Origin of the sequence: Limosilactobacillus oris DSM 4864 (assembly GCF_001434465.1) — a bacterium.
GTDB lineage: Bacteria > Bacillota > Bacilli > Lactobacillales > Lactobacillaceae > Limosilactobacillus > Limosilactobacillus oris.
The window spans coordinates 19,041-34,295 of the sequence record NZ_AZGE01000012.1 but is presented as its reverse complement, the minus strand read 5'-3'; the positions used below and the strand labels follow the sequence as shown (position 1 = coordinate 34,295).

The 15,255-nt window shown below is 53.6% G+C and carries 13 protein-coding genes and 1 pseudogene; 10 read left to right on the top strand and 4 right to left on the bottom strand.

What is annotated here, in order from left to right:
* Window positions 1–39: 39 nt before the first annotated feature.
* A pseudogene (locus FC49_RS05730) lies at window positions 40–1,101 on the top strand (DASS family sodium-coupled anion symporter); the annotation flags it as partial.
* Between the two features lie 276 nt (window positions 1,102–1,377).
* Here the strand turns inward: FC49_RS05730 and FC49_RS05725 are convergent.
* Window positions 1,378–2,325 carry a sugar-binding transcriptional regulator gene (locus FC49_RS05725; RefSeq protein ID WP_003713672.1) on the bottom strand — a complete coding sequence of 316 codons (948 nt, stop codon included), beginning with the start codon at window positions 2,323–2,325 and terminating at the stop codon, window positions 1,378–1,380.
* Between the two features lie 153 nt (window positions 2,326–2,478).
* Here FC49_RS05725 and FC49_RS05720 point away from each other — a divergent pair, with 153 nt between their 5' ends.
* The 7 genes from FC49_RS05720 to FC49_RS05690 all read left to right on the top strand — a co-directional run bounded on the left by FC49_RS05720 (window position 2,479) and on the right by FC49_RS05690 (window position 9,710).
* Window positions 2,479–3,630: an NAD(P)-dependent malic enzyme gene (locus FC49_RS05720; protein WP_176605841.1), complete on the top strand. Its 1,152-nt coding sequence runs from the start codon at window positions 2,479–2,481 to the stop codon at window positions 3,628–3,630.
* A gap of 17 nt (window positions 3,631–3,647) precedes the next feature.
* Window positions 3,648–4,691: a [citrate (pro-3S)-lyase] ligase gene (gene citC, locus FC49_RS05715; RefSeq protein WP_015639430.1), complete on the top strand. Its 1,044-nt coding sequence runs from the start codon at window positions 3,648–3,650 to the stop codon at window positions 4,689–4,691.
* Window positions 4,691–4,984 (top strand): citrate lyase acyl carrier protein, encoded by a 294-nt coding sequence (citD, locus tag FC49_RS05710; protein WP_056984495.1) that lies wholly within the window; start codon window positions 4,691–4,693, stop codon window positions 4,982–4,984. The genes citC and citD overlap by 1 nt, the downstream gene beginning before the upstream one ends.
* A 2-nt stretch (window positions 4,985–4,986) precedes the next feature.
* Window positions 4,987–5,892 carry a citrate (pro-3S)-lyase subunit beta gene (gene citE / locus FC49_RS05705; RefSeq protein ID WP_003713714.1) on the top strand — a complete coding sequence of 302 codons (906 nt, stop codon included), beginning with the start codon at window positions 4,987–4,989 and terminating at the stop codon, window positions 5,890–5,892.
* Entirely contained in the window at window positions 5,882–7,420 is a 1,539-nt protein-coding gene (gene citF, locus FC49_RS05700) for a citrate lyase subunit alpha (RefSeq protein WP_056984494.1), read from the top strand. Before citE ends, citF begins: the two co-directional genes overlap by 11 nt.
* A gap of 93 nt (window positions 7,421–7,513) precedes the next feature.
* Window positions 7,514–8,938 (top strand): triphosphoribosyl-dephospho-CoA synthase CitG, encoded by a 1,425-nt coding sequence (gene citG, locus FC49_RS05695; protein WP_056984493.1) that lies wholly within the window; start codon window positions 7,514–7,516, stop codon window positions 8,936–8,938.
* Window positions 8,922–9,710, top strand: coding sequence for an alpha/beta fold hydrolase (locus tag FC49_RS05690; RefSeq protein WP_056984492.1), 789 nt, complete (start codon window positions 8,922–8,924; stop codon window positions 9,708–9,710). The genes citG and FC49_RS05690 overlap by 17 nt, the downstream gene beginning before the upstream one ends.
* Window positions 9,711–10,036: 326 nt before the next feature.
* On the opposite strand, the gene ttdB is transcribed toward FC49_RS05690, so the two are convergent.
* From ttdB to FC49_RS05675, 3 genes are all read right to left on the bottom strand, one after another.
* Window positions 10,037–10,648, bottom strand: coding sequence for a L(+)-tartrate dehydratase subunit beta (gene ttdB, locus FC49_RS05685; RefSeq protein ID WP_056984491.1), 612 nt, complete (start codon window positions 10,646–10,648; stop codon window positions 10,037–10,039).
* Window position 10,649: 1 nt separating this feature from the next.
* Entirely contained in the window at window positions 10,650–11,570 is a 921-nt protein-coding gene (ttdA, locus tag FC49_RS05680) for a L(+)-tartrate dehydratase subunit alpha (RefSeq protein ID WP_056984490.1), read from the bottom strand.
* Window positions 11,571–11,795: 225 nt separating this feature from the next.
* Window positions 11,796–12,794, bottom strand: a complete 999-nt coding sequence (locus FC49_RS05675) for a helix-turn-helix transcriptional regulator (RefSeq protein WP_056984489.1) — start codon at window positions 12,792–12,794, stop codon at window positions 11,796–11,798.
* 123 nt (window positions 12,795–12,917) lie between these two features.
* On the opposite strand from FC49_RS05675, the gene FC49_RS05670 reads away from it, so the two are divergent.
* Together FC49_RS05670 and FC49_RS05665 are read left to right on the top strand one after the other, a co-directional pair.
* A complete protein-coding gene (locus FC49_RS05670) occupies window positions 12,918–13,796 on the top strand; it encodes a LysR family transcriptional regulator (RefSeq protein ID WP_056984488.1) in 879 nt (292 codons plus the stop codon).
* 84 nt (window positions 13,797–13,880) lie between these two features.
* Entirely contained in the window at window positions 13,881–15,248 is a 1,368-nt protein-coding gene (locus FC49_RS05665; RefSeq protein WP_003713691.1) for a threonine/serine exporter family protein, read from the top strand.
* The last annotated feature ends 7 nt before the right edge of the window (window positions 15,249–15,255 follow it).

Here is a 15,255-nt window from a genome sequence, read left to right as displayed (position 1 = left end):
TGATTAGAGGAAAGACTTAATATAAAGAGGAATTGAAAGATGGAATTATCAAAGTTCAAAACTAAGGCCTGGGCCTGGACACTTGCCATTGGTTTAATCCTGTGGTTCTGTGGTCCAATTCGGCCGGATGGCGTTTCATTAGCTGCTTGGCACATGTTTGCCATTTTCGTTGCCACAATCGTCGGCTGTATCACCCAGCCGCTGCCAATTGCCGGGACGACCCTAGTCGGTTTCACGGTGATGGTGCTGGTAGGTCTGGCACCAATGAAGGGGGCCCTGACCGCCTTCAGTAACTCATCTGCTTGGCTGATTGCAATGGCCTTCATGCTCTCCCGGGGCTTCATCAAGACCGGCCTGGGACGCCGGATTGCCCTGGTATTCGTCCGGAGCTTCGGTCACCGGAGTTTGGGGTTAGCGTACTCCATCATGGGGATCGACCTGGTTACTTCACCAGCCATCCCATCCAACACGGCGCGTGCCGGTGGGGTTGTTTACCCAATCGTGAAGTCACTGGCAGAAACTTACGGATCTGACCCCAAGAAGGGCACACGGAAGAAGATTGGTTCATTCCTGGTCTTCTCTGAATTCCACAGTAACCTGATTACTTCTGCAACGTTCATGACGGCCATGGCACCAAACCTAGTTATCGTGGCCCTGGCAAAGACCCTGCACATCAACATTACCTGGTTGGGCTGGTTCGTTGCCGGTGTTGTTCCAAGTGTTATCTGTCTGCTTGCTACTCCATACATTATCTACAAGATGTACCCGCCTGAGGTTAAGGAAACGCCTAACGCGAAGGAATGGGCTAACGAAGAGTTAGACAAGATGGGCAAGATGAAGATTTCTGAAAAGCTGATGGGCTTGATTTTCATCCTGACCCTGGTTCTCTGGATGTTAACTAGTTTCATCCCAGCAATTGACGCCACCTTCGTCGCCTTCTTGGCAATTTCCCTGCTGTTGATTACCGGTGTCCTGGACACAAAGGACCTGCTGCACGAAACTGGTGCTTGGAACGTTCTGATCTGGCTGTCTGTCCTGGTATACATGGCTGGTCAACTGTCAGAATTAGGCTTCATCAAGTGGTTCTCTAGTTCTAGTGGATGAAGGTTATTGGCCTCTGGTAATAACTTAATTGAATAGTTTGCTACTGAAAGAGTTGGATTGGTAAGTTGCCTTTTTGAATCATTCACTAGTAATCAAAAAAGAGGCTGAAAATTAACTCAGCCTCTTCAATATTTTAAAGTTAGTAATGCCTCAGCGCAGTAGCTGGCTGGCAGTTCAAACGCTGATAAATCAGCATTTGACCAACCTAGCCATCCTTGCGGAGGTGGGACGACGAACTAGACAAGCTAGTTCTGTCCCACTCTCTTTTAAATCCTAAATTCCGAGGGCGTCGGTAATCCGCAAGGCAACTGACTCGGTCAGAATCATGTCGGTGAAGAGCTTCCCCTCCAAAGCACCTCGGGCCGCTTGGAACTTTGATTTTCGCTGGACGATGGCAAGCCGTCGGGGCACCCGCATGATTTGGTCGAGGGGGATGGAAAGGGTTTTGTCATTTTCCGGCGACACCAGGAACCGGCCGTGAAGGTCATAGGGCCGTCCAAACGCGACACCGGCAATCTTACCCAGGTCGACTCCGGGGAAAATCCGGTCAGTGTTCTCCGCCCAGGCGGGAATACTGTTGATGGACTGGCGGGTGCCGAGCCCACAAATGATAATATCCATCCGGCGGGCCGCCGTAAACGCCGCGGTGAATGCCGGCTCCTGGTAAAGGGCCGTCCGTGCCTGGTCATTAATGATGTACAGTGGACCGGGAATCGTCTGGTAGGGAACATCGTACTTGGCCGCGGCCTTTTGGACCATCCGCATCGACGCTGCCGAGGAGTGGTAGCGCATGTTTTCGCCCATAAACTGGGTAAAGGTCAGCTGGCTGGCGGTCTGCTTGTTGAAGTGGTCGAGCATGGCGTAGATAGTCTCGCCCCAGGTCAGCCCGACCGTATGGCAGTCCCTAATCAGTGACTGGACCTGGTTGGCCGCGAAGGTCGCGATGATTTGGTCGCGGTCTTGGGGATTCGTCGGGTCCTTGATGACGATGAGGTTTTTAATCTTGAAGTGCTGCTGGAGGGTGCGTTCTAGTTTAGCGTTGCGGTCGTAATCTGTGTGGATGTTGATGCTGACAATCCCCGAGGCCAGCGCTTCATCCAGGTATTTCATAATGAGATAGCGGCTGAGGTGGTACTTTTTGGAAATATCACTGATGGCCATCTTACTGAGGTAGTAGTCCTGCGCTAAGGTTGCCAGGAGCTGGTTGTGTTCTGCGTCCATGAATCCTTCACCTGCTTTGTGGAAAGTCTATTACAGTTGATTATAGCATTTAATTTCACTCGGGTTCTTTTCAAATATTTAAAAACATTCGCTTATATTTACAATATTTAAAAAAGATAGTAAACTAGGCCTAGTGGTTGGAGGATGTTAATGATGAAAGACGAAGAAGTATTATCACTTCATGCAAAACACCACGGTGTGCTTGCCATCTCACCGGAGTTTGCGGTCCACAACAAGCAGGAATTAGGCGAGGCTTACACGCCAGGCGTGGCGATTATTTCTAAGCTGATTGAACGTTATCCGGAGTTAAAGGATAAGTACACAATGAGCGGCAAGCTGGTCGCCCTGGTCACGGATGGCTCCGCAGTGCTCGGCCTGGGAAACATCGGCCCGGCCGGCGGCTTGCCAATCGTGGAAGGAAAGGCCCTCTTATACAAGGATTTGTCCGGGGTAAATGCCCTGCCACTGACCGTCGAGCAGGTTTCACCAGATGAAGTGGTTAGTACCTTGAAGAACATGCAGGAGTCCTTTGCCGGCTTCCACCTCGAAGACATTGCGGCCCCCCGCTGCTTTGAAATTGAGGAAAAACTGGCGAAGGAAGTTAATATTCCCGTCTACCACGATGACCAGGAGGGGACGGCCATCGTAGTTCTAGCCGGTTTGATCAACGCCGCCAAGGTGGTTGGCAAGCAGCTGACCGACTTGAAGGTTGTCATCAACGGGGTGGGGGCCTCAGGGGTTGCGACCGCCCGCCTTCTCTTCGCAGCTGGTATCAAGAACATCACCTTCGTCGACATTGATGGTCCGGTTCACGCTGATAGTAAGAACTATAACCACTACCAGACGGACCTGGTTAAGCAGAGCAGTGACGAGACTGCTTATGCTGACCTGGACGAAGCCGTTCGCGACCGGGACGTCTTTATTGGCCTGTCCGACGCCGACGTTTTAAGCGCCGACCAGGTTAAGAAGATGGCAGATAACCCGATTATCTTTGCCTTGGCCAACCCGAAGCCGGAAATTGACCCGGCCGTGGCCCACGAAGCGGGGGTTCAGGTGATGGCAACTGGTTCGAGCCAGTACCCGAACCAGGTCAACAACATCTTGGTCTTCCCGGGCCTCTACAAGGGCCTGCTGGCAACCGATCTGAACAAGGTGGACTTTGGCCTGGAGAAGGCGATTGCCCAAGGGATTGCCAGTCTTGTACCCGAACCGACGGCCGACCGTTTTGTCCCCGGCGTCTTTGATGACGGGGTCGTGGATACGGTGGCCCAAGCGGTCAAGGATTACGCGGCGAGCAAGAAGTAACTAGAGGAGGAGCGACCATGCAGGTTCGTGAAATCAACATTCACATCAAGCGGAACTTTGCCAAGTGGCAGGCGTTCTTAAAAAAGACGGGAATCACGGAGTTTTCACCAAAGGAAACCCAGCAGGTTGAGCGAACCTTCGTCTGGGAGGAGGACGGCGAGATTATGGCGACCGGCTCGATTGCCGGCAACGTCCTGAAATACATCGCTGTCTGTTCCAAGGTCAAGGGCCATGGGGAAACCTTTAATGAGCTGGTCAGCAAGCTGGTCAACGAGGCGGCAACAATGGGCCGCTTCCACCTCTTCGTCTTTACCAAGCCTCAGTACGTCCAGAGCTTCGGCTACGTTGGTTTTCACGCCCTGGCGGTGGTTGACGACGGGGCCATCATGGAGAATGGGACCCCGGACGTTCACGACTACATCCAGGACCTGCCGCACTTTGCCGACCAGGACGATAGTCAAATTGCTGGTATCGTGATGAATGCCAACCCCTTTACCAACGGCCACCGCTACTTGGTGGAGCAGGCTAGCAAAGAAAACGACCACGTCTACGTTTTCGTGGTCAGCCAGGAGGCCTCGCTCTTTACCGCTGCGGAGCGTTACCAGCTAGTCCAAGCGGGGTGCGCCGACCTGGACAACGTGACGGTGGTTCCTGGCGGGGACTACATGGTTTCCTACGCCACGTTCCCGGCCTATTTCCTTAAAGACGACCAAAACGTGGCCCACTTTCAGGCCGCTTTGGACGCCACCCTCTTTAAGGAGCAAATTGCCGCGCCGTTAAACATTACGCGGCGTTACGTTGGCAGCGAGCCGTTCTCGCCGACAACTGATATTTATAACCAAGAATTAACTAGGGTTCTACCACCTGAGGTTGAGGTCAAAATCCTGGATCGGGCTGCTAATGCTAGTCAGGACGTGATTTCAGCCACGAAGGTACGAGCAGCGATTGCTAACGATGAATTAGCGGTGGTGCAAGATTACGTTCCACAAACGACGCTCTCATTTATTCAAAATCACTGGTCTGATCTCAGAGCACGCATTAAGGAAGGAAGTTTAGAATAATGGATATTAAGAAGACTGCACTTGCAGGAACTTTGGAATCATCCGATATCCAAATCACCCTGAGCAAGGGCGACAACGGAATCAATATCGACCTAGATTCCTCAGTGGAGGAGCTGTACGGCGACCAAATTCGCAAGGTCATCACTGAGACTTTGAACGCCTACGGAATTGACAACGCGAACGTCAAGGCCGTTGACAAAGGAGCCCTGGACTGTGTTGTGAAGGCACGGACCATGGCAGCCGCACAACGGGCTCTGGAAACTACGGATCAACCAGACTGGGAGGTATTTTAATAATGGAAGAACGTTTACGTCGGACCATGATGTTTGTTCCGGGGAACAACGCCGGAATGGTTAAGGATGCTGGTATTTACGGTGCGGACTCCATTATGTTCGACCTGGAAGACTCTGTTTCCATGTCGGAAAAGGATGCTGCCCGGATGCTGGTTTACGAAGCATTACAAACCCAAGACTACGGCGACTCTGAGTTGGTTGTCCGGGTCAACGGGATTGACACGCCATACTTCAAGAATGATGTTTACGCCATGGTTAAGGCCGGCATCGAAGTTGTGCGGTTGCCAAAGGTTGAATCCGCTCAAATGATGCTCGACCTGGTCAAGGTAGTGGAAGAAGCCGAAAAGAAGTTCGGCCGCGAACCTGGCTCAACCCATGTCATGGCCGCCATTGAAAGCGCGAAGGGTGTTCTAAACGCCCCAGAAATCGCCGCAAGTACCGACCGGATGATTGGTCTGGCCCTGTCTGCCGAAGACTACACGACTGACATGAAGACCCACCGTTACCCAGACGGCGCCGAACTAGAATTTGCGCGGAACATGATTCTCCACGCCGCCCGGGCTGCTGGAATTGCCGCCTTCGATACCGTCTTCACCAACATGAACGACGTGGAAGGCTTCCAGCGGGAAACTGAACACATCCACGAACTTGGCTTTGACGGCAAGTCCCTTGTTAACCCACGGCAAATTGACTGGGTTAACAAGGTTTACGAGCCAACCAAGAAAGAAATCGAAAACGCGTTGGACGTGGAAGCAGCCATTGAAGAAGCCCACCAGAAGGGTTCCGGTGTTATTTCCATGAACGGTCAAATGGTTGACCGCCCCGTTGTCCTGCGTGCACAACGGGTAATTCGCTTAGCTAAGGCTTCCAACCTGATCAATGAGGAGGGTGAATACATTGAAAAATAGTGTCGGTCGTGAAATCTCAGACGAAATCTTAAACTCAACTAACTACAAGCCATTTGAAACTACCGAAATTGGCCACCCAACGGTTCACTACACGGGCCACGATGTTCGCGTAACCAAGGGTGACGACAAGCTGGTCGACTCCTTAGACCAAGTCATCAAGGACAACCTGAAGGACGGGATGACGATTTCATTCCACCACCACTTCCGGAATGGTGACTATGTCTTCAACATGGTTATGGATAAGATCATTAAGATGGGCTACAAGGACCTGACCCTGGCGCCATCTTCTTTGACCGGTGTAATGAACGATAAGGTGGTTGAAGCCATCAAGGCCGGCACCATCACTAACATTACCAGCTCCGGAATGCGGGGCAGCCTGGGTGAAGCCGTTTCTCACGGTTTGTTGAAGAACCCGGTTATCTTCCGTTCCCACGGTAACCGTGCGCGTTCCATCGAAAATGGCAACATCAAGATTGACGTGGCTTTCCTGGGTGTTCCGAACTCCGACCGGATGGGGAACGCTAACGGGATGGAAGGTGACTCCGCCCTTGGTTCCCTTGGTTACGCCCTGGTGGATGCCCAATACGCTAACAAGGTGGTTCTCCTGACTGACACCATTGCCGACTACCCGAACACGCCTGCTTCCATCAAGCAGACCCAGGTTGACTACGTGGTTAAGGTTGACAAGGTTGGGGACCCTGACCGGATCGGTAGTGGGGCTACCCGGTTCACTAAGGACCCGAAGGAATTGAAGATTGCCAAGATGGTTAACGATGTCATCGTTAACTCACCTTACTTCAAGAACGGCTTCTCCTTCCAGACTGGTACTGGTGGTGCTTCACTGGCCGTTACCCGTTACCTGCGTCAATCTATGCTGGACAATGACGTTACGGCTGCCTTCACTTGTGGGGGAACGACTTCACCAATCGTCAAGCTGCTTGAAGAAGGCCTGGTTAAGAAGGTTATGGACGTCCAAGACTTTGACAAGGGTGCCGCTTCCAGCATGAAGTCCAACCCTGGTCAAATCGAAATTGACGGTTCCTGGTACGCCGACCCTGACAACAAGGGTGCCATGGTTGACCAACTGGATGTTGCCATCCTGTCTGCCCTGGAAATCGACACCAAGTTCAACGTTAACGTGCTGACTGGTTCCAACGGGGTTATCCGGGGTGCCGTTGGTGGTCACCAGGATGCTGGTACCGCTAAGATGACGATCATCTCCGCTCCACTGACCCGGGGCCGGATTGCCACCGTTGTTCCCGCCGTTAACTCCATCACTACGCCAGGCTCATCCATTGACGTCCTGGTTACTGAAGTCGGGGTAGCCGTTAACCCAGCACGGAAGGACCTCATTGAAGCCTTCAAGAAGGCTCCAAGCATTCCGCTGGTTTCAATCGAAGAACTGCAAAAGCGGGCAGAAGGAATCGTTGGCAAGCCAAAGTCAATCGAATACACTGACCGGACTGTGGCCCTGGTTGAATACCGTGACGGAACTTTGATTGACGAAGTAAAGCAGATTAAAGACTAATTTTAAGAATTGATAAAACGGGTGAGGTTACATGGAATCCCACCCGTTTTATAATACATATAGTAGAACACGCAAACGTGAAAGGAGCCTACAATGACAAGTATTTTTGCAACGGGCCAGCCCCAGGATATTCCAGCGGTGTTGGCAAATAAGGACCGTCGAGCGGCCCTCCAGCAACGGCTGGTAGCGGCCCACCCCGCCATGACGGTGGTGGCGGCCAAACTTAATATTCCGGGACCCATCAAAAATAACCGGGCCATTCAGCGCTTCTTCACGACGGAACTGCTGGCTTTGGAACGGGATTGGCTCACCACGGGTCAGCTCTTTTACCAGGATACGGAGTGGCTGGACGCCGGAACCGGTCCCGAGCGCTTCTACCTGGTCAAGGCAACTCCCCAGGACGTGAAGGCACAGACGACCCGCTTCGAGGAGGGACAGGCAAGCCACCGCCTCTTTGACTTGGATGTTCTGGTGCAGCGGGCTGGACAGGTCGTCCCGCTTTCACGGGCGGACAGTGGCCAGCCGGCGCGGCGGTGCTTTGTCTGTGGGCGGCCGGCAAAGGAGTGCGGGCGGTCCCGGCGGCATACGGTGGCGGAACTGCAGGCGGCGGTAAGCAGCTTGATTAGCGCGGCGCTGGCCGTCGAACAGCGGCGCCGGGTGCGTGACCGCCTAGTGGCCTTTGCCCAGCAATCACTCTTGTACGAAGTAGTGGCATGGCCCAAGCCGGGCCTGGTGGATCCGGTGGAACACAGCGCTCATCCTGACATGAGCGTCTTTACCTTTATCAATAGCTCCCTGAGTTTCCGCCGCTACCTGGAACAGGCCGCGAAACTGGGCCTGAGCGAACACCCGGCCGACTACCCGCTGATGTTTAAGGAACTCCGTGAATTTGGCAAGCGGGCCGAACAGGCAATGTTTGCGGCGACAAACGGCGTGAATACCCATAAGGGCGCTGTCTTTTCCCTTGGTATTATGACCTTGGCGGTGGCAGATAGCTGGCGGCGGAACGGTCGCGTCGATCTGGCAGACATCCAAGCAACGGTCAAACAGCTCCTCGTTGGCTTGGTTCAGGATGACTTGCAAAAACAAGCGGCAGTGGACCAGCAGACGGCCGGGGAACTCCAGTACCGCCAGTACGGTTTGACGGGGATTCGGGGCGAGGCCCAGGCCGGCTACCCAACGGTATTTGACCATGGCTTACCGGCGATGCTTGCTACCGCTGGCGAGTGGAACCGGCGGATTATCCAGACGATGCTTGCCCTTGCCCGCTACACCGAGGACTCCACCCTGGTGAAACGAGCCGGCGACCCAGCCATTTTGGAATGGAAAAACACCCAGGTGGACGCATGTCTGGCGGCGGGCGGGGTTACGACTGCGGCGGGCCGGGCAAAGTTGGCCCAGCTGGAGCAGGAGTTTACTGCTAAGCACCTGAGCCTTGGCGGAACCGCCGACCTGCTGATTGTGACGATCTTTTTGACCCTAGTAAAGGAGGGACTGGCTGATGGACTTTCAGACTAGCGATGGCGTCCAGTTAAATTACCAAGTTCAAGGTACTGGGCAGCCGGTCGTCCTCATCCATGGTTTCGGTGGCTACCAGCAAATTTGGTGTCTTCAGGTACCCGAGCTGCTGGCAAACGGTTACCAGGTGGTGAGTTATGACCAGCGCAACCATGGTGCGTCGGGACACACTGCTGGCCTGGCTTCAGTGGACCGGCTGATTGCTGACCTCCATGAATTGCTAGTTGGCTTGAACATCGAACGGCCGTTTCTGATCGGGCACTCGATGGGGGCGGCAGAAATATACGGCTTCCTCCAGCATTATCCGGATTTTCCGGTCCGGGGGGCAATCGCGATTGACCAGTCGCCCAAGATGCTAAATACAGCCAAATGGCCCTATGGCTACATGGACATCACCCGGGCATCCTACCGGCTCAAGCTCAAGGAGCATGGCAATGTCCGGGAAACGTTGAACGGGGTACCCAAGCAGGTCTTGAACCAACTGGCTCCAGAAAAGGAAATGTTTCCCTTTGTGCGGGCTGACAACTTGCCCTTACTATACGACCACGCAAAGAAGGATTGGCGAACGGCGGTTGAAGCTGCCTCGACTCCGCTTCTCCTGGTGACGGCTAACCAGAGTCCTTACTTTGACGGTCGCTTTGCCGAGATGATGGCGGCGGCTAATCCGGAGTACGTCAGCCACCAGGCGGTTGACCAGTCCGGCCACGTGGTGATGGCGGAGCAGGCCGGGACCTTTAATAAGCTGATGATGGAATTTTTGAAGGAACACTAATAAAAGGCACAGATTCGGTTGCGAGTCTGTGCCTTTTATACTTTTGAATTCTTTTATACTTCTTTATACTTTTTGCCCAGGAGCTGGCTCACACTTCCATTAACGTGTTCACCAGCACAGGGCTAGTGTCTAGGTACAGACGCTTGGCCGACGCGTGCCGCGCCAACGTACAAAGATAGTAATGCAGCAGCGCAGTAGCTGGCTGGCAGGTCAAGCACTGATTCACCAGTGCTTGACCACCCCCGCAAGGCTTGCTACGCGGCGTAGCAAGCCTTGCGGGGGTGGTAAGACGAACTAGCAAGCTAGTTCTGTACCACTCCCACTTCCTACTTAATAAACTGCACCTGTTCACTAATCTTCTTGATCTGTTCTTCCTTGCGCCGGTTGAACTCGGCCTTCTTGGCGTCAAAGAAGTTGTCGCCATTCGTGTCAATCGTGACAATCAGGGGACCGAAGTCTTTGACCTTGCATACCCAGAGCGTTTCCGGCATCCCCAGATCAGTCCACTTGGCGTCAACAATTTTTTCTACGTGCTTGGCAGCGTAGACGGCGTTTCCGGCTGGGTAAACTAGCTGGAGGGCCTTGTCATTCTTGCAGGCCCGCGCGGTTCCCGGCCCCATGCTGCCCTTACCAATGATTAGGCGGACGCCGGTCTTGTGAACGAACTCTTCTTCAAACATTTCCATCCGCATAGAGGTCGTGGGACCGACGGCAACCATCTCGTACTGGTCGTTAGGCAAGTATTTGATGATCGGCCCGGCGTGGAGGATTGCCTTGTCCTCGACGTCCACGGGCATCGCCAGCCCCTCCTTGACGACCCGCCGGTGACCGTCATCCCGGCAGGTAACCATTGTCCCGGTGAGGTAGACAATGTCGCCAATCCGAATGTCTTTAATATCGTCAGCGGAAATTGGTGTGGTTAAATGATAGGTCTTCATTTTATAGTTCAACTCCCTTGTTCATTGGTAGTTCGTAGTTTAAATCTTGGTCGAGCTTGATTAAGCCCCGCCGGTGGGACCAGCAACCGGTGCTGACCCCAACCCCAATTACCGATGGGTGGCGGGCGGTATTAATGATGTTGACGCCCATAACGGATTTCTTGCCGCCGAAGCCCTGGGGACCCAGGCCAATCGCATTAATCCCGTCTTCCAGCAGGTGTTCCATCTTGGCAGCCCGCTTATTGGTGCTGTATGAGTCAACCCGCCGGAGCAGGGCCAGCTTGGAGTTCATCGCGGCGGTTTCAACGGAGGTCCCAATTCCGACCCCGACGAGCAGTGGCGGGCAGGCATTAACCCCGTAGGTTGTCATCCGGTCCATGACAAACCGAGTGACCCCTTCGTAACCTTCGCCGGGCATTAAGACTTTAGCGACCCCAGGCAGGGTGCAGCCCCCACCGGCCATGTAAGGGTAAATTTCAATGTCGGAACTGTGGGGAACCAACTGGGTGAAAATCCCTGGGATCCCATCCCCAATGTTGATGTTGGTGTTGTATTCATCAAAGGTCTGAACGGCGTTGGTCCGCAGTGGGGCAATTTTGGTTGCCTGGTAGGTCGCATCAACCAGGATTTCGTTCAGTTCGTCAATCAGTGGAAACTTGGTGCCGACCTTGACGAAGAATTGCAGGGTCCCGGTATCCTGGCAACTCGGCACGTCCGCTTCGGCCGCCAGCCGCTGGTTCTCCATCATCGTGTCGTAAACGATCTTTTGGAGTGGATCGACCTCAATCTTAGAATACTCAACTAATTTTTTGGTAACGTCATCGGGGAGCCGGTGGCTAAAGATATCAAGGTATTTAACCAGCAGATCGCGCAGCTGGGCGCCCTTCTTGCTTAGCGTTGGTTCGGTATAGGTGTACTGCATAAGAATTCCCTCCTTAATTTCAGTTCCCATTATGTGCCAGCCGCCACAAACTAGCTATGCAGTCGTTAATGAATTTGGGGCGGTGCAAATGCGGACGGGCGGGAAACTAGAGCCGTCTTGGCAACCCCGGAGGATAAAAAAGGCCTAGCAGCCTGACCGTGAACCAGTCAACCGCTAGGCCGGGAAGATTTAATTGTTAATTGAACGGGTCAATAACTTGGTAGGTCATTTTTTATCATCGAGTAGCTTTTGTAATTCGGCCTTGAGTTGGTGATAGCGCAGGCCATCCTGCTTGAAGGTGCAATCGTCACAGGACGGAACAGCTGCTTCTCTGGGCTTGGGGGCCAAAAGCTGGCGGAGTTCCTGCTTAGCGGCCGCGGCTTGCTCCGCGGAAAGGGCCTGCTGGAAGCGGACGTCGACCGTTTTGAGCTGGGGCGAAAACTTGGCCTGGTAGGCAGAGGGGGTAATTCCAAAGTGCTTTTTGAAGGCGAGGTTGAAGGACTTGATCTCGGTAAAGCCGTTGGCGAGGGCAATCGTACTAATCTTAGCCGAAGAAGTATTTAATTCACTGAGGGCGTGCTGGAGCCGTTCGCGGGTCAGGTATTCATAGAAGCCAATCCCGAAGTGCTGTTTGAAACTCTTGGAAAAGTAAGGCTTGGAGTAGCCAACTTGGTCAGCGAGCTGACCAAGGCTAAGGGGTTCTTGGTAGTGGAGCTGGATTTCCTTCGCTAGCTGGGTAAACTGGGCGCTGCGCTGCTGGTGGGGCAGGTGATCATGAGCAGCTGGAACAAAAAAGTGGTCATACAATAAGCCGGTGAGCGCGAATGCGGCACTGTTTTTCTCAAAGGGGTTAGCTGCCAGGTCCATCCGGGCGATCGCCTGCCGTAGCTGCGAATAAAGGGGATGGTGGGGCACCAGCGCGGAGTTTAGGCGGAATTCGCCCCGGTTTAGCTGGACTCCCTGCTCCTGGTAAAAGCGGGGGTCAATGTGGGTGCGGATTGCCACCGTGTTAGGAACTGCCGCCAGAGTAGCGTGCCCCTGGTTGGCGTTCACCAGGATTAAATCATGGGGCGCCAGTTGGAACTGGTAGCCCTCGACGTTGATAGTTAACCGCCCCTGGATTACCATCAACAGTTCGCAGCTGGGATGCCAGTTGTAGTGATAGTTACCGATCGCATAGATCAGCTGGTCGAAGTAGTCAGAAATTGGTTGGGATAGGGCCATACCCGCGGGCCTCCTTTCACCTTAATTATAAGCCACTCCACCCCCTGACGGCAAATTATGATTTTTCCTTTTCTTTTCCAGCGCTTTTGGCGTAAGATTGTTAGCGTAAAGGGGATGAGAACAATGAATACCCGTGATCTCCAGTACTTTGTGGCACTGGTTAAATATAAAAACTATACCCAGGTGGCCAAGCTGTTTAAAGTTTCCCAACCGACGATCACCCAGTCGATCCAACGGCTGGAACGTGAATTCAATACCCAGCTGATTCGAAAGGACCGGGTCCACCGGGACGAGATGGTCACCCGCAGCGGGATGATGCTTTTCGAAAATGCCAAGCTGATTAACAAGAAAATCGACCTGGCCCACCAGGAAATTAGCCGGGCCAATAAGCGGCAGATTCGCTTTGGCCTGCCGCCAATCATCGGGAAAATGGCAATTTCCCAACTGGTGGAGAGTCTGCCCGATGACCTGCTGCAGCGGTTGAAAATCGTTTCGGTCGGCTCCCACGACCTCCTTAAACAGCTGCAGGACGGTAAAATCGACATTGCGGTACTCGGTTCTAACAACCTGATTGATGAACCGGGGATTTATGCCCACCTGGTGACGAGCCTGCCGTTTAACATTATTGTTAGTGACCACCATCCCCTGGCTAAACGCGGGGCAGTTTCCTTTAAGGAGCTGGCGGACGAACGCTTTGTCAACTTTGACCACCAGTACGTCCACTACGCTGCCTTGCAGGCCTACTGTACCTATGCCGGGATCAAGCCCCAGATGGTTGCCTACCGGATGCCGGACATTTCCTGGATCAAGGAGCTGGTCCGCCAAGACTTTGGTATCAGCCTGATGGTTAAAAACGCCATTCAAAACGAACCAGGGATCGTTGCCCTTGACATCCAGGACCCGATCCCAGTCAGCTTTACGATTTCCGTGGCGGTTCGGGAGGGGTACGTCCTCAGCCCAGAAGAGGAAACCCTTGTTGACCGTCTCAAAGAACTCAAGTGATTTTCTAAGCAAAGTTGACAAGGGACGTATAATGATAATTGTGAATGATAGAGGACAATTACATTAGCGGAGGGAACGCTTTTTATGAGCAAGGAAGACGAGTTGCTGTCAGACGAATTTCAACCAACACCCCACTTATCCAACAAGCACCACATGGCCATTCCTTGGCATGATTTCTTTACCAACGATAATTTTACCCCGGCAAGCGAGGCCAACCTGGTCGAACGGGCTGCCATTGTGGGCCGAATTGGCTTGATGATGTTGTCGTACGGGACCGGAGCCTGGCGAGTTCGTGATTCAATGAACATTATTGCCCGCAAGTTAAAGATGACCTGTTCGGTCGATATTGGTCTGGTGTCCCTGGAGTATACCTGCATGGACGCCCATCATAGTTACACGCAGGCCCTGTCACTACCGACGACCGGGGTCAACACGACGAAGCTGTCATATATGGAACAGTTTGTTCAGGACTTCGATGAACACGGCGACACGATGACCATTGGTGATATTCATGCCCGGCTGGAAAATATTACCCATTCGCGGGGAAAATATGCTCCCTACCAGGTGGGATTAGCGGCGGCACTGGCTTGCAGCGCCTTCGTTTTTCTCCTCGGTGGCGGCCCGGTCGAGATGATCTGCAGCTTTATCGGGGCTGGCCTGGGAAATTACGTCCGGCGGAAGATGAGCGACCGGCACATTACCATGTTTGCTGGAATCGGAGTCGCGGTCGCTGTGGCCTGCCTGAGCTACTTGCTGGCGCTGACAGTCTTGCAATTCGGTTTCCATGTTAGTTCCCGCCATGAGGCCGGCTATATCGGGGCGATGCTCTTCGTCATCCCCGGCTTTCCCTTCATTACCAGCGGCTTGGACCTGTCTAAGCTCGATATGCGGTCGGGCCTTGAGCGGTTGGCATACGCCGCGTTGATTGTTGTCGTGGCGACCCTGGTCGGCTGGGTAGTGGCGATGGCGGTAAACCTCCGGCCAGAGAACTTTCCCCACCTGGCGCTGACCCCGCTGGTCTACATGCTGCTGCGCTTGCCGGCCAGCTTTTGCGGGGTCTTCGGCTTCTCAATCATGTTTAACAGTACCCCTAAGATGGCGGCCCTAGCCGGTTTGATTGGCGCGGTGGCCAACACGACCCGCCTAGAGCTGGTCGACCTAGCCCAGATTCCGGCGGGACCAGCGGCCTTTGTCGGGGCGATGATTGCGGGGCTGTTAGCCTGGATTGTTAAACGTAAGGTTCGCTACCCGCAGATTTCGATTACCGTACCGTCGATTGTCATCATGGTGCCGGGGCTGTACATGTACCGGGCGATGTATAATATCGGCCTAACCTCCATTAGCGTGGGGGCCCTCTGGCTGACGAAGGCACTGCTGATCGTGATTTTCCTCCCGCTGGGGCTAATCACCGCCCGAATTATCACGGATACGAAATGGCGGCATAATGGCTAGAATGGTG

Excerpts from the sequence above, each read along its gene's own strand:
- citD (WP_056984495.1), top strand. The coding sequence starts at position 4,691 with ATGGATATTAAGAAGACTGCACTTGCAGGAACTTTGGAATCATCCGAT.
- FC49_RS05690 (WP_056984492.1), top strand. The coding sequence starts at position 8,922 with ATGGACTTTCAGACTAGCGATGGCGTCCAGTTAAATTACCAAGTTCAA.
- FC49_RS05725 (WP_003713672.1), bottom strand. The coding sequence starts at position 2,325 with ATGGACGCAGAACACAACCAGCTCCTGGCAACCTTAGCGCAGGACTAC.
- FC49_RS05675 (WP_056984489.1), bottom strand. The coding sequence starts at position 12,794 with ATGGCCCTATCCCAACCAATTTCTGACTACTTCGACCAGCTGATCTAT.
- citC (WP_015639430.1), top strand. The coding sequence starts at position 3,648 with ATGCAGGTTCGTGAAATCAACATTCACATCAAGCGGAACTTTGCCAAG.
- FC49_RS05670 (WP_056984488.1), top strand. The coding sequence starts at position 12,918 with ATGAATACCCGTGATCTCCAGTACTTTGTGGCACTGGTTAAATATAAA.
- FC49_RS05720 (WP_176605841.1), top strand. The coding sequence starts at position 2,479 with ATGAAAGACGAAGAAGTATTATCACTTCATGCAAAACACCACGGTGTG.
- citG (WP_056984493.1), top strand. The coding sequence starts at position 7,514 with ATGACAAGTATTTTTGCAACGGGCCAGCCCCAGGATATTCCAGCGGTG.
- citE (WP_003713714.1), top strand. The coding sequence starts at position 4,987 with ATGGAAGAACGTTTACGTCGGACCATGATGTTTGTTCCGGGGAACAAC.
- FC49_RS05665 (WP_003713691.1), top strand. The coding sequence starts at position 13,881 with ATGAGCAAGGAAGACGAGTTGCTGTCAGACGAATTTCAACCAACACCC.
- ttdA (WP_056984490.1), bottom strand. The coding sequence starts at position 11,570 with ATGCAGTACACCTATACCGAACCAACGCTAAGCAAGAAGGGCGCCCAG.
- ttdB (WP_056984491.1), bottom strand. The coding sequence starts at position 10,648 with ATGAAGACCTATCATTTAACCACACCAATTTCCGCTGACGATATTAAA.